The sequence below is a fragment of the Corallincola luteus genome (assembly GCF_004336975.1).
In the GTDB taxonomy this organism is placed as follows: Bacteria; Pseudomonadota; Gammaproteobacteria; order Enterobacterales; family Neiellaceae; genus Corallincola; species Corallincola holothuriorum.
This window is the reverse complement of sequence record NZ_SJXE01000012.1, coordinates 41,046-65,177: the sequence shown is the minus strand read 5'-3', so window position 1 is coordinate 65,177 and position 24,132 is coordinate 41,046. Positions and strand designations below refer to the sequence as shown.

At 47.6% G+C, this 24,132-nt stretch carries 19 protein-coding genes; 12 read left to right on the top strand and 7 right to left on the bottom strand.

Going from position 1 to position 24,132, the window contains the following annotated elements; genetic code table 11:
• Window positions 1–173 precede the first annotated feature (173 nt).
• Both EZV61_RS19495 and EZV61_RS17630 read left to right on the top strand, forming a co-directional pair.
• Entirely contained in the window at window positions 174–482 is a 309-nt protein-coding gene (locus EZV61_RS19495; protein ID WP_165569656.1) for a hypothetical protein, read from the top strand.
• Window positions 412–3,768, top strand: coding sequence for a putative Ig domain-containing protein (locus EZV61_RS17630; RefSeq protein ID WP_131417295.1), 3,357 nt, complete (start codon window positions 412–414; stop codon window positions 3,766–3,768). The genes EZV61_RS19495 and EZV61_RS17630 overlap by 71 nt, the downstream gene beginning before the upstream one ends.
• Before the next feature lie 47 nt (window positions 3,769–3,815).
• On the opposite strand, the gene EZV61_RS17625 is transcribed toward EZV61_RS17630, so the two are convergent.
• Window positions 3,816–4,352 (bottom strand): glutathione peroxidase, encoded by a 537-nt coding sequence (locus tag EZV61_RS17625; RefSeq protein WP_131417293.1) that lies wholly within the window; start codon window positions 4,350–4,352, stop codon window positions 3,816–3,818.
• 145 nt (window positions 4,353–4,497) lie between these two features.
• Here EZV61_RS17625 and recR point away from each other — a divergent pair, with 145 nt between their 5' ends.
• Window positions 4,498–5,100, top strand: a complete 603-nt coding sequence (gene recR / locus EZV61_RS17620) for a recombination mediator RecR (protein ID WP_114338420.1) — start codon at window positions 4,498–4,500, stop codon at window positions 5,098–5,100.
• Window positions 5,101–5,173: 73 nt separating this feature from the next.
• Here recR and EZV61_RS19690 read toward each other — a convergent pair whose 3' ends face one another.
• Window positions 5,174–5,503: a ComEA family DNA-binding protein gene (locus tag EZV61_RS19690; RefSeq protein ID WP_130565287.1), complete on the bottom strand. Its 330-nt coding sequence runs from the start codon at window positions 5,501–5,503 to the stop codon at window positions 5,174–5,176.
• A gap of 234 nt (window positions 5,504–5,737) precedes the next feature.
• Window positions 5,738–7,225: a glutamate--tRNA ligase gene (gltX, locus tag EZV61_RS17610; protein ID WP_131417291.1), complete on the bottom strand. Its 1,488-nt coding sequence runs from the start codon at window positions 7,223–7,225 to the stop codon at window positions 5,738–5,740.
• Between the two features lie 358 nt (window positions 7,226–7,583).
• Between gltX and cysC the strand changes: the two genes are divergently transcribed.
• From cysC to EZV61_RS17570, 8 genes are all read left to right on the top strand, one after another.
• Window positions 7,584–8,186 carry an adenylyl-sulfate kinase gene (cysC, locus tag EZV61_RS17605; RefSeq protein ID WP_114338423.1) on the top strand — a complete coding sequence of 201 codons (603 nt, stop codon included), beginning with the start codon at window positions 7,584–7,586 and terminating at the stop codon, window positions 8,184–8,186.
• 18 nt (window positions 8,187–8,204) lie between these two features.
• The gene (gene cysQ / locus EZV61_RS17600) at window positions 8,205–9,008 is read left to right on the top strand and encodes a 3'(2'),5'-bisphosphate nucleotidase CysQ (protein ID WP_114338424.1); all 804 of its coding nucleotides are present in this window, start codon (window positions 8,205–8,207) and stop codon (window positions 9,006–9,008) included.
• A 24-nt stretch (window positions 9,009–9,032) separates the two neighbouring features.
• Window positions 9,033–9,941 (top strand): sulfate adenylyltransferase subunit CysD, encoded by a 909-nt coding sequence (cysD, locus tag EZV61_RS17595; RefSeq protein WP_114338425.1) that lies wholly within the window; start codon window positions 9,033–9,035, stop codon window positions 9,939–9,941.
• Between the two features lie 39 nt (window positions 9,942–9,980).
• Window positions 9,981–11,399, top strand: coding sequence for a sulfate adenylyltransferase subunit CysN (cysN, locus tag EZV61_RS17590; protein ID WP_131417289.1), 1,419 nt, complete (start codon window positions 9,981–9,983; stop codon window positions 11,397–11,399).
• Between the two features lie 5 nt (window positions 11,400–11,404).
• On the top strand, window positions 11,405–13,132 hold the full coding sequence (locus EZV61_RS17585) for an SLC13 family permease (RefSeq protein ID WP_130565292.1): 1,728 nt from the start codon (window positions 11,405–11,407) through the stop codon (window positions 13,130–13,132).
• A 145-nt stretch (window positions 13,133–13,277) separates the two neighbouring features.
• Window positions 13,278–14,171, top strand: coding sequence for a UTP--glucose-1-phosphate uridylyltransferase GalU (galU, locus tag EZV61_RS17580; protein ID WP_114338428.1), 894 nt, complete (start codon window positions 13,278–13,280; stop codon window positions 14,169–14,171).
• A 73-nt stretch (window positions 14,172–14,244) separates the two neighbouring features.
• Window positions 14,245–15,261, top strand: coding sequence for a UDP-glucose 4-epimerase GalE (gene galE / locus EZV61_RS17575; protein ID WP_131417287.1), 1,017 nt, complete (start codon window positions 14,245–14,247; stop codon window positions 15,259–15,261).
• A 110-nt stretch (window positions 15,262–15,371) separates the two neighbouring features.
• A complete protein-coding gene (locus tag EZV61_RS17570) occupies window positions 15,372–16,379 on the top strand; it encodes an NAD-dependent epimerase (RefSeq protein ID WP_131417344.1) in 1,008 nt (335 codons plus the stop codon).
• 69 nt (window positions 16,380–16,448) lie between these two features.
• Here the strand turns inward: EZV61_RS17570 and EZV61_RS17565 are convergent, their stop codons facing one another.
• From EZV61_RS17565 to cmoA, 4 genes are all read right to left on the bottom strand, one after another.
• Window positions 16,449–17,342 carry a LysR family transcriptional regulator gene (locus EZV61_RS17565; protein ID WP_131417285.1) on the bottom strand — a complete coding sequence of 298 codons (894 nt, stop codon included), beginning with the start codon at window positions 17,340–17,342 and terminating at the stop codon, window positions 16,449–16,451.
• Window positions 17,343–17,455: 113 nt separating this feature from the next.
• Window positions 17,456–19,267, bottom strand: a complete 1,812-nt coding sequence (locus tag EZV61_RS17560) for a gluzincin family metallopeptidase (RefSeq protein ID WP_131417283.1) — start codon at window positions 19,265–19,267, stop codon at window positions 17,456–17,458.
• Entirely contained in the window at window positions 19,264–20,256 is a 993-nt protein-coding gene (cmoB, locus tag EZV61_RS17555) for a tRNA 5-methoxyuridine(34)/uridine 5-oxyacetic acid(34) synthase CmoB (protein WP_131417281.1), read from the bottom strand. The genes EZV61_RS17560 and cmoB overlap by 4 nt, the downstream gene beginning before the upstream one ends.
• 2 nt (window positions 20,257–20,258) lie before the next feature.
• A complete protein-coding gene (gene cmoA, locus EZV61_RS17550) occupies window positions 20,259–20,987 on the bottom strand; it encodes a carboxy-S-adenosyl-L-methionine synthase CmoA (RefSeq protein ID WP_131417279.1) in 729 nt (242 codons plus the stop codon).
• A 323-nt stretch (window positions 20,988–21,310) separates the two neighbouring features.
• Between cmoA and EZV61_RS17545 the strand changes: the two genes are divergently transcribed.
• The gene (locus tag EZV61_RS17545) at window positions 21,311–24,115 is read left to right on the top strand and encodes a transporter substrate-binding domain-containing protein (RefSeq protein ID WP_130565299.1); all 2,805 of its coding nucleotides are present in this window, start codon (window positions 21,311–21,313) and stop codon (window positions 24,113–24,115) included.
• The last annotated feature ends 17 nt before the right edge of the window (window positions 24,116–24,132 follow it).

Below are 24,132 nucleotides of genomic sequence, written 5' to 3'. Positions count from 1 at the left end.
TTCTTATTTTCACTTTTGATCCTGATTAATTTTTGTTAAGCAATGGTTAAATTAGTGTTGTTGATTTGATACCCTGCTGCTGAATTTCCCGCCTCTGCGAGTGAGTTGGACGCTCCGTATTTCGCTCTAAGGGTTTTTACATTTCCATTGAACAGTGCAAAGGATCAGCAGTAATGATGCTAACAAAGAGTAAACTGGCTGCAGCCATAGGTATGGCTGTTGTACTTTCTGCGTGTGGTGGCGGAGGTGGTGGTAGCTCTACTCCCGTCAATCAAGCGCCAACAATCTCAGGCTCTCCAATAACGACGATCGATGAGGGCAGCAGTTATAGCTTTCTGCCTACAGCTGCTGATGCAGAATCATCACCACTTACATTCTCTATTACAGGAATGCCAGCGTGGGCTGTTTTTGATGAGCAAACGGGTCGCTCCCACGGCCACAGATCTTGGTACAACCTCTTCTGTTGTTATCTCTGTTACTGATGGCTCGCTTAGCGCGAACTTGCTGGCTTTTGAAATTACGGTTAACAATGTTGCTCCGGCTATTTCAGGTGCACCCGTGGTTCAGGTCGATGAGGGAGTGGATTACTCTTTTACACCTGTCGCGATGGATGCTGGTGGTGCGCCGCTAACATTCTCTATTGAAAATAAGCCTGATTGGGCTGAGTTCGATACGAACACTGGAGCTATTACTGGCGTCCCTGAAAGTGACGACAGCGGTGTTGTTACTTCGGTTGTCATTTCAGCCTCTGACGGAGTGGTATCTTCGTCGTTACCTCCTTTTGATATTACAGTCACAGACTTAATTACGTTAGACGGCAAAGTTATTGATGGCTATGTGTCTGGTGCTGTGGTTTTCCTCGATAAAAATCTCAACGGTCAATTGGATGAAGGGGAACCTCGTGCTGTGACCGACAATACGGGGAGCTATTCACTCGTATTGACCAGTGATGATGTGATGTTAGCAACGCAAGTTCCGTTACGAGCATTGCTGGGTGACGGTGCGGTTGATGTTGATACTGGTGAAGATTTCTCGTCTAACCCCGTTGTGTTATCCGGACTTCCGTTACCTGAGTTAGATTTTGCACAGGCTCAAGCGGAAGCGGGTGTTGTCACGCCATTTACTACCTTAGCTGTTGATGAACTGGAAGATACCTTGCACCTTGCCTTGACTGGTACAGTGACTAGCGAACAGCTCAAACAAGAACTGCTAGCGGCGAAGGCGACAGTTTCCACTTCGTTGGCTCAAAGTGCGGATGATGCGCTGTTGTTTGGTGACTTTCTTGATGATGCCGTTGCTGATGAGTTCAAATCTGAATTGGCAAAAGCTGCGATTGAGAGAACCGACGATCTGCAGGCCGCTAAAGCCAAGGCCGACGAAATAGCTCAACAACTAGAAGATAACCAAACGGTTAAAGCTGGAAAACGCCGTTATAGTTTTGTCGATTGGCATACCTCGGAGCTTCTTTACCTGGTTGAAGAGTACTCAGAGATCATCACAAAGGGTGATGCTCGAATGGTAGAGGGCGAGGCGGTTAAGTACTTCGCAGATGCTCATTACAATTTGATACTCGAAGATGGCGAGCCAGTTGCGTATGAAACGGCGCAATGGAAGGAAACTTTCTCTAGCGATGGTACTTTTGTAAGCATTTCTTCATGGCAGGTCGATAAAGACCGTGATGGTGTAATGAATTTCAAGGGGCAAAGTTACCGTGTTGGTAACTATGATGACGCCGCGCAATCTAAAGAATACATAGAGTACTTTGATGAGAGCTCACCTTCCGTTGAAGGCGCACGCGACAATGGCCGAATATTTGATGATGTTGATTTAGTTGCTGCAGTCGCTGAACAGGATTTTTCTGCGGTAGATATGGTTCAGCATCGGGTTGAATCGAAGCAGTTTAGTGAAGATGGTTTGGTTCATTTAACTCAATTTGATGAGTTCGAACCCACTGATCTTGAAACAGCCACATATAGTGAAAGTCGCACTCGCACTACCAGTCAAGCGGGCATTGTGACTCACGTCATCGAGAAAGATTGGAGCGCAGATGGCTCCGTCAACGAAGTTATTACCGAAGTTGTATCTCCTGACGGGACACGTGTCGAGACTAATGCCAAGCCTATATTTGCCAAAAGCGGTGATAGAGAACTGGAAGAGTATGCCGATTTCCGTTGGGATGGTGGTGAGCTCACCAGCTTCTGGGATGAACGTTCTGAAACTACCCGTTTGGTTGATGGTAAACGTATCACGGAATTGTCTGGGGCACGTTATGTGTTAGATCCAGAGTCTTTAACACCGGTATTTGACCTTGATGGGAATAAGATCAAATTCCAGGATTGGACAACTGTTTTTCGTACATTGAGTGACGAACGAACCACTGACTTTACGACGTACCATCACTATGCGTTACCTGCATATCCGTTTACTAAAGCTGAAGACGACATCGGCCAAGTTTTACGTGTCTGGGAGCGTGGTGAAAACGGCCTTTGGGTTGGACACGAATATCCAGAGTGGGGTACTCAAGATGTTGTTGAACTAGAGTCTCAAGTCCTTCAAGCGTTGGTAGATGATTTTTCCTTCGCAGAAATAGATGAGTCTCAGATCCCGGGGCTTAGCGGCTATAACGTACTTCGTTTTAGCGAAAGCTTCTTTGTTGACGCCGATGGACAAACGCGTACTTGGTTTTTGGTCAACAGATTTGAAGATGAATGGGTCGTGACTGAGACTGCTCTAAATGAGCTGCCTAATGGTTGGAAACTCAGACTTGTGCCTGGTGGGGTCGTTGTTCAAAAAGGGTTGTATTACTCAAGTATTCCTCTTGATAGTGTTGATACTGAGTTAGGTACATTTAGTTCTCGCATGGACTGGAACCAAGATAATGTATTCCATGGTTTCCTGAATGAAGCTGATGCAGAGAGCAAACTTGAACAGATTATTATCGCGGAAGAGGCGGCGAGACCTCGTCAAACGGTTACCGTACACTTTGCATTGCCATTGTCGATGACATATGACTTAACGGATGCCGAGGTGTTCGAACTTTACCAAGACTATGAGCTGTATGCTTGGAATGACGATAGTTGTGATGCGGTGACGGAAGTATTTGAGAAGACTATTTCTATGGACAGCGGTGTTCGTGCTGCGACAGTGGGTGACTACGGTGGCGTGTATGAAGTGTCTGCGTACACTGATAGCTCTGACTGCTTTAAGTTCCTTGTTCATGACAACTACGAAAATGCCATTGCCGGTGACTTAGTGTTTGATACCACGGAAGGTGCTGCCGGATATGTAAACTATGGTGAAAACGTTATTGCGTATGAAGCGCCGCCACTGGTTTTTGAGCCTAATGATCCGTCTGCACCAGAGGCTCCGCCGCTGGCCGAGCCTGTTGATTGCAACGCGGCAGCAACCGGTGAAGTTGGACCTATCGGACAGGATATGTGGATCCGGGGGAGTTATGTGACCGGTGATAACTTTGCTGCCACACCAGACACTCATAAGTTTGAGTATGTTGGTGATAACCGTTATCAAGTAAAAGTTGCAGAGCCTATGGCTACGGACTTTACCTTTAAGTTTGCCAGTGCTGATTGGGCCTTTGAGTATGCAGCAGGCGGTAGTGTGACGGTCGATCAAGTGACGTATCTTGAAGTGGCATCTGGAGCGCAAACTGAGAGTGAAATAAGCATTCCAGCGGCAGGTGATTATGTTTACTTGTTTGAAGTGAATGACAATCTGGATGAAGGTAATCTTTTAGTTGCGACCTGCAACTAAATTTTAGCCGTTGTCGTTAAAAAGGCCGCTATGAATAGCGGCCTTTTCTATTTCAGCAGCTTGATAATAGCTTGTTGAAACTCTTCTGACTCCGGTGCTGTGGTTGGCGGGAAGACCTGAACTGAACCATCTGTATCAACCAGGTATTTGTAGAAATTCCATTTTGGTGCACTGCCGCTGCGCTGTGCTAGTTGTTTAAAAATAGGATCGGCATCGTCGCCTCGCACACTGCTGGTGGCCAGCATGGTAAATGTAACGCCGTAATTGATGTAGCATACTTCGGCCGTGTCTTTTTCTTTATCTTCTTCCTGCCAAAAATCGTCTGAGGGTACTCCGATGACGACCAGACCCTGTGCTTGATATTGCTCGTGTATCGCCTCTAGTGTTTTGAAATGAGGAGTAAAACCGCAATGGCTCGCTGTATTAACGATAAGTACCGGCTTATTACTGGTGAGGGGGCATAGCTCAATAGAAGCGCTGCTATGTAACTTCCGGCGTTCTTGTCCGTCAAACAGGCTGTCACAGGTCGCAGCATAAAGCTCTACTGAGCAGATCAGAAAGGGTAGAATCATCCATTTTTTCATTGCGGCACTCGTTGAGTGTTTGTTATAGCTGCAGTATACGTGGCTATCGACGACAGTGATCACCTGAAAAGGAATGTTGTAAGGATCTCGACAGCAACAAGCTGCCACTGATAGATTAGCCTCCTTGTTTACAACGGTTGGTTTTATGAAGTTTTCACCGCTATTAACAGAATTAATTGAAGCTCTGCGCTGTTTACCTGGTGTGGGGCCAAAAAGTGCACAGCGTATGGCGTTTCATCTTTTGGAGCGAAACCGGCGTGGCGGAGCTGTACTTGCTGATGCTCTGCAACAAGCGTTAGATAAAGTAGGCCATTGTCAGCGCTGTCGTACTTATACCGAGCAAGATGTTTGTGATATCTGTGCCAGCCCTAAGCGTCAAGCCAGTGGTGTGCTGTGTGTTGTGGAAAGCCCCGCGGACATTGTTGCGGTTGAGCAAAGCGGCCAGTTTCATGGACGCTATTTCGTGCTAATGGGGCACCTGTCTCCCCTCGACGGGATCGGGCCTGCTGATATCGGACTGGATCAGTTACAGCGGGCATTTTCCGCAGGCGATCTGAAAGAGGTCATTTTAGCAACAAATCCGACAGTAGAAGGCGAGGCTACTGCGCACTATATTGCTGATATGGCTAACAGCTGTGGTTTACATGCGAGCCGAATCGCTCATGGTGTGCCGGTTGGTGGTGAGCTAGAGAGTATTGATGGCACGACGTTAGCCCATTCATTTGCTGGTCGTAAGCGGGTTGAGTAATGATTTGCAATTTCGTGATGTTTCATGAGAGTAAAAAGGCCGCGTAGCGGCCTTTTTCTATTTTTGTCTGGGGTTATTTTTTTATTGGAACATCAAAAGCGATCTTTGCACTGTTCGCCTCGACCGTTTTTACTCCTATCCCTTTAACCGCTTCTAGCGTCGCTAACGAGGTAAATGGGCCATACATGTTTCGATAGTCGACTATCGCTTGGGCTTTGTTCATCCCCACACCCTCCAAAGCATCAGCGATCTCTTCGGCGCTGGCTTGGTTTATCTGAACGGTTTGCTGACTGCTGCTAGCAGTAGAGCTATCGATATCGGCATCTTTTGCGATAACACTCAGACTCGTGGTGGTTAACAGGGCGGCGGAAAATGCAATAGCGTGGAATATGCGAGTACGCATAATAACTCCTCCTTGAGTATTGGTTAGTTGAATATTGTGCATCGGTTGCACAGGATCAACATCTAGCTCAAGTGGCGATAAATGCAGAATTTTTCGACAAGCTTAAAGATGAAAATATGAAGCGCCTCACAAAACAACATGTGATTAAGCCTTTGATTTATTAGTTGTAAATAAAAGGCGCATTCAAAAATGAATGCGCCTTTCAAGTGCTAGTATGCCGTTTCGAAAACAGCTTTATATTGCTAGAGCGTCAAACTCTTTTTGCCAGCGCTTCGCTTCTTTCTTCGACGGACTGCCCACCGTTTGTGACGCTTGACGAAGACGGGCGCGGCTCAGATCGGGGCCGAGTATTGCCATGGCATCAACCACCGAGAAGGTTGCCGTTGTACCGGCAATAGAGATGAAAATGGGTGCCATAAACTCTTTCATCTTTATATCCATGGCTGTTGCCAAGGACTTTAATGCTGGGAAAATATGCTCTTTATCCCAGTGGTTGAGTTGGTCCATCTTCCAAGCAACAAATTGCAGTACCTTACGCAATTGCTCTTCATCCAAGGCTAAGCCATCGAAAGCTGAGGCTGGCAGATCAAGCAGGCCGCTGTACATAAAATTGGTGAGAGGCGCGACTTGAGAGAAGCGTTCTACGCGGCTTTTAATATGGGGCAACATCTCGCGGAGATAGCTTTCGTTATAGGCCCATTTGTGGATTTCGCTAATAAAGTCATCATCACTGAGGTCTTCGCGGATCCAAAGGCCATTCAGCCAATCGAGTTTCTCAGGATCAAACACCGGACCACCTAATGAAACGCGTTTGATATCGAAGTTTGCAATCATCTGCTCCAGAGTGAATTTTTCGCTTTCATCTGGCATTGACCAACCCATGCGAGCTAAATAGTTGAGCAGCGCTTGTGGTAGATAACCCATTCGTTGGTAATAGAGGATGCTGGTAGGGTTCTTACGTTTAGAAAGCTTACTTTTATCCGGGTTACGCAGTAACGGCATGTGACCCAGAACCGGAGCTTCCCATCCTAGATAGGCGTACAGCTGGAGTAACTTTGGCGCCGAGGGTAGCCACTCTTCGCCGCGAAATACATGGGTGATCCCCATCAAGTGATCATCAACCACGTTGGCGAGAAAATAGGTGGGTAAGCCATCCTGTTTCATCAGCACTTGCATGTCGATCTGTTCCCAAGGGATCTCAACTTCACCCCGTAGGTGGTCATTAAACTTGAAGCTGCCTTGTTCAGGGATCTTCATACGTATGACGTAGGGATCACCGGTGGCCAGCCTCTGTTCGATCTCTTGCTGGGTGTGATTGAGTCCGCGGCCATCATACTTGGGGCGCAACCCTGCTTCCTGCTGTTCTTTGCGCATCTGGTCAAGTTCTTCTGGGGTGGCAAAGCAGTAAAAAGCATGGCCATCGGCAATGAGTTGCTGGGCATACTGCTGGTAAATATCGCCACGTTCACTTTGTCGGTAAGGGCCACAGTCACCGCCAGTGTCAGGGCCTTCATCCCAGTCCAGTCCGAGCCAGCGCAGTGCCTTAACAATCATCTGTTCAGATTCTGGGGTACTGCGTGCTTGATCCGTATCTTCTATTCGTAGAATAAATTCGCCGCCGTGCTGCTTAGCAAAGGCGTAGTTGAACAGAGCGATATATGCAGTACCTACGTGGGGGTCTCCAGTAGGTGAGGGGGCGACGCGTGTGCGAACCTGAGTCATTTAAGGCCTCGATTGTTTTCCAAATAGATAACCTGCTCGCGGCAGGCACTTATATGGGGCGCTATTGTATGCCAAGGGCTGCGAGCGTGCGAGAGTCTGTTGCCGCAAAGGCGGATTTATCTCTCTGTAGCTTGCTGTAAGCTAGTTCATATAATTTGCTATCGGGCTGGCTTGTTAGGTGCTGATGCTTCAATAATGTAAGATTTGCTAGTCGAGTTGTGTTGGCGACTAGGTTAAAAAGTCTTATATTCCAAAATGGAATAAAAACTAAATAAAAAGTCTTTTTTGGAATATGTGAGCTGGGTTAATTTAGCGCTATGTTAAGTCAGCATTTTCGGCTGGCGAGAGGGATTTCTTAATGAATAATATCGTTTGGCATCATCACAAGGTCACCAAGGCGGAGCGTGCAGAGCTCAAGTCGCATAAACCTGCGGTTCTTTGGTTTACCGGGTTGAGTGGCTCGGGTAAGTCGACAGTGGCTGGTTGTCTGGAAGAACTGCTCCATCACAATGGTGTGCATACCTACCTGCTAGATGGTGACAATATTCGTCACGGTCTGTGTGGTGATCTGGGATTCAGTGATAAGGATAGAGTAGAAAACATCCGCCGTATCGGAGAAGTGGCAAAGCTGTTTGTTGATGCTGGCGTGATGGTGTTAACAGCGTTTATCTCACCGTTCCGCGCTGATCGGCAAATGGTTCGTCAGCTACTTGAAGTAGGTGAATTTATTGAGGTGTTCGTCGATACACCTCTGGATGTTTGCGAACAACGCGATCCAAAGGGTCTGTATAAGAAAGCGCGCAAAGGCGATATTCCTAATTTCACTGGTATCGATAGTGAATATGAGACACCTGAGCAAGCGGAAGTGATTGTTAAAACGGCGCAGCTGAGTGTCGAAGAGTGTGCGCAACAACTGCTCAGTTATTTGGAAAGCGAAGGCTATCTGCCTGCAAAACGCTAATCCCTTAAGGAAGAGAGTATGTCTTTAGCTCAAGATAAAGAACTCCTGCTTGATGTGCTCACTGTGGCTGAGGCTGCTGGTGATGCCATCATGGAGGTCTATGAAAGAGATGACTTCGATGTACAGATTAAAGGCGATGACAGCCCTTTAACTGCGGCAGATTTGGCATCACACCAAGCCATTATGCAAGGCTTGTCCCTACTTACCCCTGACATCCCAGTGTTATCTGAAGAGTCTGATGATATCGATTGGCCGACCCGTCAGCAGTGGAATACCTATTGGCTAATCGATCCTCTTGATGGCACCAAAGAGTTCATCAAGCGGAACGGTGAGTTTACGGTCAATATTGCCCTTATCGATCAGGGTAAGCCGGTGTTAGGCGTGGTTGTCGCTCCTGTACTTGGTACCGCCTACATTGGTGGTATTGAGCTCGGTGCTTACAAAATTGAGTCAGGTAAAGAAACCGCCATTTCTGCATTGGCACCACGGCCGAGTGATACATGGGCTGTGGTGGGCTCTCGTAGTCATCAGTCAAAGGAGGTCGCAGAGTTTCTCACCAAGCTGCCGAGTCATGAGATGGTGGCGATGGGTAGCTCTTTAAAGATCTGTTTGGTCGCCGAAGGACGTGCGCACCTTTATCCTCGCTTGGGTTTGACTTCTGAATGGGATACGGCTGCGGCACATGCGGTATTGGTGGCTGCGGGTGGTGAGATGGTTGATGCAGATAGCAGAGAGCCACTTCGCTATAACCACAAAGAATCGATACTCAATCCATTTTTCATAGCAGCGAGCAGCGCCTTGCTCTCTGCAGATGCTTTTTAACGCTAGCAAAGTAGTGACTGAACCATGAAACCGTTCAATATGACCCACCTCAAGGCATTAGAAGCTGAGAGTATACATATCATCCGCGAAGTGGCGGCTGAATTCGATAACCCAGTAATGCTTTATTCTGTAGGCAAAGACTCGGCGGTGATGCTGCACCTTGCTCGTAAAGCGTTTTATCCTGGCAAATTGCCATTTCCATTACTCCATGTGGACACCACCTGGAAGTTTAAGGAGATGATTGAATTTCGTGATCGCTTCACGGATAAGCACGATATGGATCTGTTAGTGCATATCAATCAGGAAGGCGTGGATATGGGCATGGGGCCATTTACCCATGGCAGTGCTAAGCATACTGATGTGATGAAAACACAAGGCCTGAAGCAAGCCTTGGATCACTATAAGTTTGATGCGGCCTTTGGCGGTGCCAGACGTGATGAAGAGAAATCTCGAGCCAAAGAGCGGGTTTACTCGTTCCGTGATAATCATCATCGCTGGGATCCTAAAAACCAGCGACCAGAGCTGTGGGATATCTATAATGGCAAGGTTAATAAGGGCGAAAGTATCCGTGTATTCCCCCTATCTAACTGGACGGAACTAGATATCTGGCAATATATCTATTTGGAAAATATAGAGATCGTGCCTTTGTACTTCGCCGAGAAACGTCCAGTCGTTGAACGTGATGGTACCTTGATCATGGTTGACGACGAGCGCATGCCGTTGAAAGAGGGGGAGGTTCCCGAGATGAAGATGGTGAGGTTCCGTACCCTCGGATGTTATCCGTTGACGGGGGCAGTTGAATCGACTGCTACGACGTTGCCGGAAATCATCCAAGAGATGTTGCTGACTAAGACGTCAGAACGTCAGGGACGGGTGATCGATCACGATCAGGCGGCTTCGATGGAACAGAAGAAACGCGAAGGTTACTTCTAAATAGATCGAACGATAGCGACGAAAACGGAACAGTAGAATATGTCTCATCAATCAGATTTGATCGCCTCGGATATTCAGGGGTATTTAAAACAGCATGAACAGAAAGAGCTAATGCGCTTTCTGACTTGCGGTAACGTCGATGATGGTAAAAGTACCCTCATTGGTCGCTTGCTGCACGATTCCAAGATGATCTTTGAAGATCAGATGGCGTCAATTAAGAAAGATTCGAAGAAATTTAACACCACTGACGAAGAGTTCGATCTAGCCCTTTTGGTCGATGGTTTGCAGTCAGAGCGAGAGCAGGGCATCACTATTGATGTGGCGTATCGTTATTTCTCCACCGATAAGCGTAAGTTTATTATCGCTGACACACCGGGTCATGAGCAGTACACACGTAATATGGCGACGGGTGCGTCGACCTGTGATTTAGCCGTGATCCTGATTGATGCTCGTTATGGTGTGCAAACGCAAACTAAACGCCATAGCTTCATCGTCTCTCTGTTGGGGATCAAACAGGTGGTCGTGGCTGTTAATAAGATGGATTTGATGGAATTCTCTGAGACTGTGTTTGAAGAGATCCGTAGCGAGTACCTTAAGTTCGCAGAGAAGCTAGAGATCCCTCATATTAAGTTTGTGCCACTGTCCGCCCTTAAAGGCGATAATGTTGTCGAACGAAGTGAGCAGACGCCTTGGTATCATGGTGAAACTCTCATGGGGATGATGGAAAGTGCTGAAATTACGGCGGCACGTAATTTCGATGATTTCCGCCTGCCAGTTCAGTATGTCAATCGCCCCAACCTAGATTTCAGAGGTTTTGCTGGCACTATCGCCGGTGGTGTTGTTCGTGTCGGTGACGAGGTGGTCGCGTTACCATCTGGTAAGCAGTCTCGCGTGAAGACGATCACCACGTTTGATGGTGAATTGGAAGAAGCGTTTGCTAGTCAGGCGATTACCCTGACATTGGAAGATGAAATTGACGTGAGTCGTGGCGATATGCTGGTTCACGCCAATAATCGTCCACAGGTAACAGATGCCCTTGATGTCACCATTGTTTGGATGGCGGAAGAGCCGATGTTGCCGCGTAAACAGTATGATTTTAAGTTAGCGACTAAGACGACAGCGGGCAGTGTTTCAGAGATCGACTATCAGATTGACGTGAACACCATGGAGCACAATGACGCCGTGCGCCTTAACTTGAACGAGATTGGCCGGTGTCAGGTTAACCTGAATCAGCCGGTGGCATTTGATAGTTATCAGAAGGTCAAAGGTTGTGGCAACTTTGTCATTATTGACCGATTGACCAATGTGACGGTCGGTGCTGGTATGGTGGTTGGTGCCGGGAAACGTGCGGAAAAGAGTCGTTCTGATTTCAGTGATTTTGAACTGGAGCTTAATGCGCTCGTACGTAAGCACTTCCCCCATTGGGAAGCGAAAGATCTGCTCGACATCGTGAAGTAGATCCGATGACGCTAACGCAGTGGACGGTGCTCGGTTTGTTTGGCTTTCTGCTTGCCGGATTGCTATTTACCCGTGTCCGTCCTGCTTCGTTATTTGGCATCGTATTGATTGCCGCGTTAGGTTTGTCGCTTGTTGACCAAGCGGAACTCATTAATAACGCGGTTAATCCAGGCCTCGTCACTCTGTTGTTATTAATGAGTGTGTCACTGGGTTTGGAAAAGACCAGTTGGTTAAAACGGCTTTCCCATAAGCTAATCTCCACGAGCTATTTTGTTACCTTACTGCGCTTAATAGGTTTTACCGCGATTACTTCAGCGTTTCTTAATAACACTGCGGTAGTGGCTTCACTCATTCCTTCACTGCGCAACAATGGCATTCACGCGCCTTCTAAGCTGCTTATCCCTTTGTCTTATGCCGCCATACTGGGTGGCACCATGACCTTGATTGGCACATCAACCAATCTGATCGTTGATAGCTTAATCATCGATGCTGGTGCGCCAGGATTCGAATTTTTTGATTTTTTCTGGGTCGGCCTTTCTCTGGTTGTTGCTGGTGGAGCCACCCTCCTGTGTGTTAGTCATTGGCTTCCCTTGCATGAACAGAAAGAGGGGGAGTTCAAGCGCTATTTCATTGATGCCAAAGTGGCTGCTGACTCACCACTGATTGGTAAGAGTGTGCTCGAAAATGGCTTGCGTAACATGGAGTCACTTTTCCTAGTGGAGATCGTTCGTGATGAGCACCTGATTAGCCCTGTGACACCCCAAGTGTTGATTGAAGCGGGTGATCGTTTGGTGTTTTCCGGTGACGTCAGCAAACTCTATCAACTCAAGCAGTATGATGGCTTGAATATGTTTGCTGAGAGTAACGGTCTCCCTTCGGAAAACTTAATTGAAGTGGTGGTGACACCTACGGCATCGGTAATTGGACGCACCCTTAAGCGCGCTGGTTTTCGAGCCCGTTTTGATGCTGCCGTTGTGGCGATGCGTCGCGGTGGTGAGCAGATCAGCGGTAAGTTGGGTGATGTGAAAATACGAGCAGGTGACAACTTAGTGTTGGCTGTCGGGCCTGATTTTACTCAACATCGTAATATCGCTAAGAACTTCTTTATCGTCAGTGGCATTCGGTTACCAAAGGCGCTTACCCGGTTGCAGGAGTGGGCTATTTTGGCCGGCTTTGTTACTGTCATTGGTCTGGCTGCGCTCAATCTCCTATCGCTGCTCTCTGGATTGATCTTTTTGTTGGCGGGCATGTTGGCCATTAAAGTGTTAAACACCAATGAAATTAAGCGACGTTTTCCTTTTGAGCTTTGGTTAATCGTGACAGCTGCGCTGACGCTAGCCAAGGCTGTTGAAAATAGTGGCCTGGCCGAGTTACTGGCGCTTTATGCTGAGCGTGTGTTTGCTGGACAAGAGGTGTGGTTGGCATTTGTTGGTGTGTATTTGATGACTTTGGTGATGACCGAGTTAGTCACGAACAATGCTGCAGCTGCATTGACCTTTCCGCTAGCCTATGGCCTGTCTATGGGCTTCGATGTGAATTTGATGCCCTTTGCCTTAGCTGTGGCATTTGGCGCTAGCGCCAGCTTTGTCAGCCCTTATGGCTATCAAACTAACTTAATGGTTTTTAATACGGGCCGCTATCAGCTTATTGATTTTATTAGGGTAGGGCTGCCTATTTCCGTTGTTTACAGTCTTGTCGTTATTTTTCTTGTTCCACGCCTGTTCCCATTCTGAATTGATACTTCTGTGCACTGATATGGCGCATTAGCGAAGACTATTAAAATTTGATGAGACTTAAGTCACATTTTAGCTTAACGAATCTGTCACATTCGGCGTATAATCTTCTCAACTTCACCTAATTGTAAGTAAGGACACGTAAATGATAAGGAAAGCAGTGATTCCGGTTGCCGGTCTGGGGACCAGAATGCTTCCCGCCACCAAAGCCATCCCGAAAGAGATGCTGCCGATCGTCGATAAGCCTTTGATCCAATACGTTGTAAATGAATGTGTTGCTGCAGGGATCAAAGAGATCGTTTTGGTGACTCACGGCAGTAAGAACTCAATTGAGAACCACTTTGATACTTCCTTTGAACTTGAAGCGACGCTGGAAAAGCGTGTTAAGCGCCAGTTGCTCGATGAAGTGCAAAGTATTTGTCCGAAAGATGTCACCATTATGCACGTGCGTCAGGGGACGGCTAAAGGACTTGGCCATGCTATTTTGTGCGCCCGCCCTATGGTTGGCGATGCGCCTTTCGCCGTAGTGCTGCCAGATGTCATTATTGATGATGTTAAGAGTGATCTTACTCGCGACAACATGGCTGAAATGGTGCGTATGTTCAAGGACACCGGTTGTAGCCAAGTGATGATGGAAGCTGTACCTGACGAAGATGTTTCTAAGTTTGGTATTGCCGACGTGAAAGGGCACGAGTTGCAGCCTGGCGAATCAGCGCCGATGACAGCTATCGTTGAGAAGCCTGCTAAGGAAGATGCTCCTTCGAATCTCGCCGTCGTTGGTCGTTATGTTTTAAGTTCTGATATTTGGGACATTCTTGAGTTTACCCCGGCAGGTGCAGGCGACGAAATCCAGTTAACAGATGCGATTGCTGTACTGATGAAGCAGCAGCAAGTTAATGCTTATTATATGAAAGGGCAAAGCCACGATTGCGGTAGTAAGCTTGGCTATATGAAAGCCAATGTCGAGTACGCACTGCGTCATAAGGGGCTGGGTAAAGAGTTTGCCGAGTACCTGAAAGAGGTTACAGCTAAGCTGTAAAAACTCCCTTTAGGTTGGTTCGATTAGTGCGTTCCGCACTAATCGGCTTTTCTATCAAATAAGTGGATCTCCCATGACGATATTAGTAACTGGTGGTGCTGGGTATATTGGCAGCCATACAGTGGTTGAGCTATTGAATGAAGGCCAAGATCTGGTCGTTGTTGATAATTTATCAAATTCGTCAGATGTTTCTCTGGCACGAGTTGAGCAGATCACTGGTAAGAAAGTGCCTTTCTATCAGGTCGATATTTTGGATCGTGAAGCTTTGCGAAAAGTGTTCCAATTACACGATATCTCCGCTGTGGTGCATTTTGCTGGATTGAAAGCTGTTGGGGAGTCCGTTCAGAAGCCGCTCAGCTACTACATGAATAACGTCACAGGTACGATAGTGCTTTGTGAAGTGATGGCAGAGTTCGGCGTTAAGAACCTGGTATTCAGTTCATCGGCCACGGTTTATGGTGATCCGGCATCGGTGCCTATCCGAGAAGACTTTCCTACCAGTGCCACCAATCCTTATGGCCGCAGTAAGCTGATGGTTGAGGAAATATTACGAGATCTATATGTCTCCGATAATAGTTGGAATATTGCTTTGTTACGTTACTTCAACCCGGTCGGCGCTCACGAAAGCGGCTTGATTGGTGAAGATCCTAATGGTTTACCAAACAACCTGATGCCTTATATTTCGCAAGTCGCGGTTGGTAAGCTTGAGCGGTTGAACGTGTTTGGTGATGACTACCCAACGCAGGATGGCACAGGCGTAAGAGATTACATTCATGTGGTGGATCTGGCGGTTGGTCACTTACGTGCCCTGGATAAGCTGACTACTTCACCAGGCGTCGTTACATATAATCTTGGTACTGGCTGTGGTTACTCAGTACTACAGATGGTGAAAGCGTTTGAAACTGCCAGTGGTAAATCGGTGCCATATACTTTGGCGCCAAGGCGGGCTGGAGATATCGCTGAGTGTTGGGCGGATCCTGCGTTAGCCAGTGAGGAACTTGGGTGGCAAGCGACGAGAACGGTTGAGAATATGACCGCAGACACGTGGCGCTGGCAATCAGCCAATCCCCATGGATATGCTAAAGCATAGGCCTTGGCATTGCTGAATTCGCATCAACGTTGTAGTTTGGTGTCGTAACAATTGAGATTAAATAGCTCGGGTTTTCCGAGCTTTTTGCTGATTTATAATGGGAAAGAATGATGAAATTTCTTGTGACAGGTGCGGCAGGCTTTATCGGTTTTCATACATCGATGCGTCTATGTAATGAAGGACACGAGGTCGTTGGTTTAGATATCGTTAACGACTATTACGATGTGAACTTAAAGCTTGATCGTCTGCGCATGTTAGACAAGTTGGTGAACTTTCGTCATGTCCGAGTGGCACTGGAAGATCGAGACGGTATTGCCAAGCTGTTTGCTAATGAGAAGTTTGATCGTGTTATTCATTTGGCGGCCCAAGCAGGGGTGCGTTATTCCCTAGAGCATCCGTTTGCTTATACGGATGCGAATATCACAGGTACACTGACCATTCTGGAAGGGTGCCGCCATAACGATGTTGAACATCTGGTATATGCCTCTTCCAGCTCTGTTTATGGGCTGAACACCACCATGCCGTTTGCAACGCATAACAATGTTGATCATCCGGTGTCTTTGTATGCAGCAACCAAAAAAGCAAATGAATTGATGGCACATACCTATAGTCACCTTTACGGTATGCCTACCACGGGGCTGAGATTCTTTACTGTATACGGCCCATGGGGGCGTCCAGATATGGCGCTGTTCTTGTTCACTAAGGCGATTTTGGAAGGGAAACCTATCGACGTATACAATCACGGAAAAATGCAGCGTGATTTCACTTATGTTGATGATATTGTTGAAGGGATCGTCCGTATTCAGGATCAGCCCGCAGCACCGAACTCGAGCTGGTCTGGCGCCGCGCCGCAGCCTCATTGTTCAAGTGCCCCTTATAAAGTCTTTAATATCGGTAATCATCAACCGGTAGAGTTAGAGCATTTTATTACTTGTATTGAGAAAGCGTTGGGTATGGAAGCTGAGCGTAACTATATGCCGATCCAACCGGGCGACGTGCCTGCTACTTACGCTGATATCGAAGATTTAAACAAATCGGTAGGTTTTCATCCGTCGACGCCGATTGAAACTGGGATCCAGAATTTCGTCGATTGGTATCGTGATTACTACCAAGTATAAAACGATGACTGTTCGCATATAAGATGAGCGGCTTCCTCAAGGTAAGCCGCTTTTTTTATTTAGAATTTGTTAGTTCTCGCGGTGGTGATTGAGAAACAATTCCGTGAGTCGTTGTGTGCCTGGACCAACGTTGTCGGGGGTGGGTTGTACCAGACTAAGGACGACGGATTTTTTTTTGCTCCCAGAGAGAGACAGGCGCGAGAGCTTACCCTGTTGCACCTGCTCAGTGACAATATGTGGTGGTAGCCAAGCAAATCCAATCCCTTGTAGCAAAAGATCCAGTGCCTCATAGAAATTGTCGACCGTCCATCGCTGTTCGGATTTCAGCCAACCCTGTTCTTCTTTTGGTTGCTTTCCGGTGTCTCGGATCACCAGTTGCAATGATTTTTCCAAGTGCTGCGATTCCAGTGGTACCTCATTGTTGAGGGGATTATCTGGGTGGCAGACCAGCCAAAGCTCTCCACTGCAGAGCGGCTGGCCAAGATAGCCTTTGGGTACATGATTGACGATGGCTAGGTCGACCTCTCCCGAGACAACCGCCTCTTGACCACCAGATAGGACGACGCGTTGAATATTGATCCGTGAGCCGCGACTTTCAGGCTCGAAAAAAGCCAGCACCTGATTGAGGGCTTCTGTTGGATAGATTAATTCAACAGCGAGTCGGATCTCCGGCTCCCAGCCCATATCAATGTTTTCAGCCAGGTTTTCGAGTGATTCGATATTTTCGGTCAGCTGTCGCGAGCGCCGGAGCATCACTTCTCCAGCCTTAGTAAGGAAAGCCTTTCGGCCTCTGACCTCTAATAGCTGGACACCTAATAGCGTCTGCATCTTGGCGACAGCGTGGTTTAACGATGATTGACTCTTGCTGAGTCGTTCGGCTGCTTTGGCGTAACTGCCAGCATCAACGACGGCTTGCAAGATACGCCACTGTTCCAAAGTAGTGCGGGGACGGTATTGTGTCATTTCTCTACTTCCATTTTTGCAATGAGACAAAAGGGCGTGACATGCCTTTACCTACATCCATGTGAGCTGATCATATTGTAACTATTCAATTTTGTTGCACAAGGGCAACCGTGTCAGTGGCGCAATAAGGATTTGGCGAGGCCACTTGCGAGTGGATCATCGATCTGGTCGAGCGCTGCTAAATCAATTAGGGATTGTTGTGCCGTAGCCCCTCTGAGTTGATGCAACGCCAGCATAATATCGCTAATGGTGATTTCTCCTCGCTGGTAGCGGTTTGCGATGCGTTTAGCTAACGCATATTGCCACAGCGCGCGATAGCTCAAGCTATCTGCTGTAGCAAGCGTCAACATAGCGTATGGCAAGGATGCTAACGGGGCATCAACAAGATGGCGGTTATCTCCTAGCAGGCGCATGTTTAAGGACGTTAGGTCGGTCATGCTCAGATTATGCTGATGGTATACATAAGCCAATTTGGCGATTAGCACACGTTTGAGTAATTTCACCGGAGGGGGGGGGGTAAAACTGTTTGGCTTGGTTATCTGGTTAAGTAATCGCTCTTCAAACCCTTCCAGATCCGGGTAGGGAGATGAAGAAAAGTCAGGGTGTGTCGGGTGAAACAGTATGCCGTAGATCGCTTTTAATATGCTGCTATCTACTTTTGACGTAGTAACCGGCTGGGATCTATTGGTACTGATGAGCATGGCACCTGACTGAAATCCGGCTACAGGGTAACGTAAACGACTCGTCGCTAAGCCCGGATCAGGGCTCGATAGATCAAGGTAAATTTCGCCAAAGATCAGCCCCTCTTCATCGGTGAGTTGCCACACCGCCATATGACTTTGCCAGATCGGCAGATTTACTTTTTTGCCTCTGATCCCTAGCGCTTTGGACCAGTACAGAAGCTGTTTATTAAATATAATTCCGCTTGGGATTATCTCTTTTGTCGGTGATTCTTTGGCTGCTATTGCTTGATGCCGCCAGTGATCCCATGGTTTAAACTGTTGCTTAGTTTTCGTGGATACTTCGACCGTGAGGGCTCGTTCTAGGGTGGTGAGAAAATCCCTGACCTGTTTACGTTCGAGGAGCGCATCCCGTTGCCTATAGTGTGACCAGCTGGCGTAGCCCATTTGCGTCGCCAATGAGAGTCGAGCAGCCAACAAACGGTTAAGTTGTTTTCTCGCGGCTTTGCCGCCACGTTGTTGATAGGCTCGATAAACGAAGGCTCGGCATTCGCTGCGATAGGCTGAGCGCATAAAGCTGAGATAACGACTGGGTTCGGAAAAATCGACCGTTATTGCGAGCTGTTCACTTAACTGCTGTGTTCGTAAGGGCGTTTTTTCAAGACATTTTTTAGGCAGTGTTATTGGCAAGTCTTGTTGGAGCGCGCGTTTAAAGCTTAGTCGCGCCGCGTTTATCTCCTCTTTGGTTGCTGCTGGGTAATTTTTCTGCCACAGCCCAGGGTACTCCTTTCGCCATTGATGCTGTTGCCATGACGCAGCCGGGCTTTCATGTTTCGACTGGAGAAATGGAGCAAACCAATGATCACTGTTGCCATTGTGCCATTCTGTTATGGCTAGGTTGATAGATAGGCGGCAATAACCAGCGGTTTCTCGCCAATGAGGATCGGGATGTGTGCGCTGCAATTGCTCGACTTGAGCCAATAGATCGAAAAAAGGCGTCATCCAGATCCCTAACTTGCGCCCTGCATCTGCGCCGTGATCGGCTGTAAACCTTGGCCCATTCATCATTAGGTCGACCGCTTGGCTGCAACGCTGGCGCAATAGATCTGCACTTTGCCACTCCGCCGCCAGTGCTGGACGCTGCGCGCTCGAAGCTGATGCGGATGAACAGCTCCAAACGAAACACAGTAGCAATGCCCATAGGAAGGGGGCAGGACAGCTCGGGAAGAGGCGCCTTAAGCTCATTCCGGTCGATTAGCGATGATGATTGATCTTTTTGGCGCAGGATGACCTTCTACTGTTTTGCTTTGGTCATTCCGGTCTAAATAGTTGTTTAGCGACAACCGGTCCATCCAATCTGTACTGCGTTGTTCGTCAACAGTGGTGACATTTATATCAACGGTACGAATATTTACCATGCCGCAGCGTTTCAGCCAGTGCTCTAAGGCCTCACTGCTGGGTACAAACCAGACATTGGGCATTTGTGCGTAGCGCTCACCCGGCACCAGCACCTGATCTTTATCGCCATCGATGACTAATGTTTCCAGCACCAGTTCACCGCCCGGACGGAGTTGTGATTTCAGCTGAAACAGATGGTCAATTGGCGAGCGGCGATGATAGAGCACGCCCATGCTAAACACCGTATCAAATGCTTTCAGTTCTGGCAGCTCTTGGATCCCTAATGGCAGCAGGTGGATCGGGTTAGTTTTTGGCGCAAAGTGTTTAATTGCCAAAAATTGTACTAAAAATAGCTGCGTGGGATCGACGCCGATAACCCGTGCTGCGCCTTCGCCCAACATACGCCACATGTGATAACCACTGCCACAACCGACATCTAACACGTTGCGATCTGTCAGTGAGCTGATATGCGGAAGTAGCCGCTCCCACTTCCAATCTGAGCGCCATTCCGTATCGATATCCATACCATATAGTTGGAAAGGCCCCTTGCGCCAGGGCATCAGTTGCTTCAGCAAGCCGGTCATACGGGCTCTATCTGAGTTGCTAGCCTCGGCTTCACTACCAAAGGTGACACTGTGTTTGAGGTCGTTGGAAGTACTACTTAATTCAGGCAGTTTGCTGACCACCCGTAACCAACTGTCTAATTCACCGTGACGTTGTTCTTTTTGCCAACGGGTTAATTGTGCCGGCGCGGTTTGTAACCAATGGCTAAGCGGTGAGCCGATAATGTCAGCGTAGAAATCTTCAAACAGTTGTTGATCTTGAGAAGCATGCATTGCTATTTGATCGCCAGTAATGAGGTGAAATTAAAGCATTGAAACCACGTGGCTACATGTTTGAAGCCGATTTCATTTAAGCGTTCCGTATGTAACTGAGCGGTGTCGGTTCGCATCACGTTTTCTAAGGCTGTGCGCTTTTGGCTGATTTCCAATTCGCTGTAACCATGGGCACGTTTGAAATTGTGGTGTAGTTCGGTCAGCAGGTCGTCGACCGATTGGTCATCAAAACGTATTTTTTCTGATAGCACCAATAGCCCTCCGGGCTTTAGCCCCTGGTAGACCTTGGTTAACAGAGCCGCTCTTTCATCTGGTGGCAAAAATTGTAGAGTGAAGTTTATCACCACCATCGAAGCATTCTCGATCGCGATTTCTCTGATATCGTCAAGCACCACGGTTACCGGCACGTCTGAACGATAGGCGCCGAGGTTACGCTGACAGCGCTCAATCATCGCTTGCGAGTTATCAACAGCGATCATGTTGACTCCTTGCTGGCTGATATTGCGCCGCATTGCCAAGGTGGCAGCCCCTAAAGAGCAGCCTAGATCGTAAACCTGTGATTGTTCCTGAATGTAGTGCTTGGCCAGTTCGCCGATTGTGGAGATGATGTTGGTATAACCAGGCACTGAGCGCTGGATCATGTCAGAAAAGACATCTGCAACCCCTTCATCGAAACGAAAGTCACCAATGTTACTTAAGGGATGAGAAAAAATAGTGTCTTTATTTTCCATGGATTACAAAGCGATCGAGTTAGCAGTATGGAGCAGCTATTGTAACTCATTCTTCGACTTCGCGGCGAGCCACTTATCACTAACCCGTGTGTCTCAGCCTTCTGGTTGCACTAACCTTTTTACTATTTAGATATATTATCCGCTTCCAGTTATACTGAGCCAATAGCCTTTTTGTTGTTGCTTTGTATTTTCTGCTTGTAGGGAGCAAATAGCCGTATTTATTGCTGCATGTTTGTGGTCGGCACTTAAGAAATTCAAAGGTTTATAATTCAACGCGTTGGTCGGTGCATTAGGTAGTCGTACTGAGAAGTCAAAGGAATGCGATGTTTGCGCGAACTCTATTAGCTGTTTTAATCTACTTATTCTGTTTTATGGCCCAGCCCTTTGTGGCCGCACAGGATAAGCCGCTGGTTATTGTGACCAGTGCAGAGACCTATCCTTATCACTTTGCTATAGATGGTCAGCCACGGGGGATGTTGGTTGATCTTTGGCGGCTATGGTCCGAGAAGACCCATACTAAGATCGTGCTCGTTTCTGCGTCCTGGGTTGATAGCCTCGAGATGATCCGTAGCGGAACGGCAGATATCCATGCCGGTATGGCTGTTAATGAACAGCGCGCGACCTACTTGGCCTTTGCCGATTCTCTGGCGACCGTACACTCCAATATTTTTGTTCACCGTTCGCTGCCAGATATTAAGCAGCCGGAACAACTGCGTCCCTACTTAGTCGGTGCGGTAAAAGAAGCCAACCATGTGACGATGTTGAATCGTCTTTACCCACACCTTGCTATCGCAGAGTATGACCGCCAGTTCAGTGTTTATGATGCTGCGATGCGTGGGGAAGTATTAGCTTTTACGGGCTTGGATCGGGTTTCATCGCAATATGAACAGGTATTAGAGTTAGAGCAGCGATTTCCCAACCACCGTAAACTGACTTATCACACCACGTCTCTTCACCCCTCTGTTCAGTCAGACAATGATGCTTTACTGGCTAAAATCAATGATGGCTTTAAGCTGATTTCCGACGAGGAGAGAGCAGCAATCAATCGCCGTTGGTTCGGAACATCCGGTGAGCAAGCTGGCATCATGATCGCCATTTTACCGGACGCACCACCTTACATGATGCTGGATGAGGACGGTGTGCCCAGTGGCATGTTGGTCGATATATGGAAGCTTTGGGGTGAGCGTAATGGTTATGAAGTTAACTTTATGGTGCAGGAAAAACACACGCTGGATAGCCAGATGGACATGCAGCTGGTGGATATTGTTTCTGCATTACCCAGCGCCGAGAATGATAGCCAGGCTTTAGAGCCAGCAAATCAATTAATGACGCTCAAAGTGCAGTTCTATACACCTGAAAATTCAGGTGTTAATGCATTAAGCCAGGTCAGCGAATTACCCATTGGAGTTTTAGAGCAAGCGAGCTATTTACCGCAGCTTACCAGCCAATATCCCAAGTTAAGCTTTAGTTATTTTTCAGACCATTTCGAGTTAATACAAGCGGCAATTAGTGGTGAAATCGCTGGCTTTTTCGGCTTATCTAACTTGACGGAATATGTCCTTATTCAACGCAATCAACTTAACCAATTTCGGCGTTTGGACAACCCCACCTTTGCCGCCGAAGTGCTCGCCTTGGTCGGCAAGGGCAATGAGAATCTTAAACAAAGAGTGCAGCTAGGTTTTGAAGCTGTTGAACTCTCTGATTTAGCAGAGATTGAGCAACGTTGGATACTTGCTCCTCAGGATCGCTATTTTGAGAATCTGCCACTGTCGGTCGAACTCAGTGACGTGGAGAACCGCTGGTTATCTAGTCACCCTGTAATCCGTATGGGGGCCGTTAAGGACTACTCGCCATTTGAGTTCGTTAACGAAGTTGGCGAGTTCGCTGGGGTTAATGCAGATCTGGTTGAGTGGTTGGAAAGCCGTACAGGATTGCGAATTGAGGTGGTGCTTTTCGAGCATTGGCAGCAAGTGCTTGAGGCTGCTATGCGGCATAAAGTCGACTTTGTCGCCGCTATCAGCGATACACCGGAGCGTCGACAATCACTGATTTTTTCAGATGGGTATTGGCCAACCCCATGGGCGATAGCGATACGTGAAGAGGAGCTTTTAGTTTCTCAACTCAGCCAGTTGCGAGGTCGCACGCTGGCGGTCATCGCTGGCTATCAAGTGATCCCCTGGATCAGGCGAAATCATCCAGAAATCGAATTGAAAGTATATGAATCGGGGGCTGAAGCGCTGCAGGCTGTATCTTCCGGTGAAGTGTTCGGAGCGTTAGATAACCTTACTGTTGCCGTTTCCATGGTGAGGGAATTGAGCCTGAGTAATCTGAAACTGTCTACTTTGCACGATATTAAGCAAGAGTCTTCTCAATTCGGTATTAGAAAAGATTGGCCTGAGCTCAATAGTATATTGAATAAAGCATTACTGATGTTGACGGAAGACGAGCGCCGCAAAATTCTATCTAAATGGTTAGATTTGACCATTGAACAAGGGGTTTCTAGTGAGAAAGTCTGGCGCATCAGTGTCCAGATTGGTGCCTTGGTTATCGTGGTGATGACATTGATGGTCTTGTGGAACCGTCGCTTAAATAAAGAGATTGAACGTCGTCGAGCCGCAGAAGAAACGATCCGCCATTTGGCTCGCCATGATGAACTAACTGGCTTAGCTAATCGGCGGCAGTTTGAGGAACAGATTCTAGGGGCGCTAGAGAACCATGCGCGAACTAAGAATCTTATGGCTTTGATGTTTATTGATCTGGATGGGTTTAAAGAGATTAATGACCAACATGGTCATGGTGCTGGCGATCAGGTACTCAAAGAGGTAGCAAAGCGTTTTCAGGGAGTAGTGAGGCGCTCTGATACGTTAGCGCGTTTTGGTGGCGATGAGTTTGTTGTTTTAGCAACTAACTTGCATCACCGTCTGCACGCGGCTGAATTGGCGAAGAAGCTCATTTTTGCCCTTGAAAAGCCATTCAAGGTAGGGGATGCCAAGTGTTCCTTAAGTGCCAGTATTGGTGTGGCAGTCTATCCGGAGGATGGTGAAACGCCTGATGTCTTGTTACGGGTGGCGGATAGCTTGATGTATAAGATTAAGCAGCAAGACAAGAACGGTTACCTATTGAGTTAAATTATCTGTTATGTAGC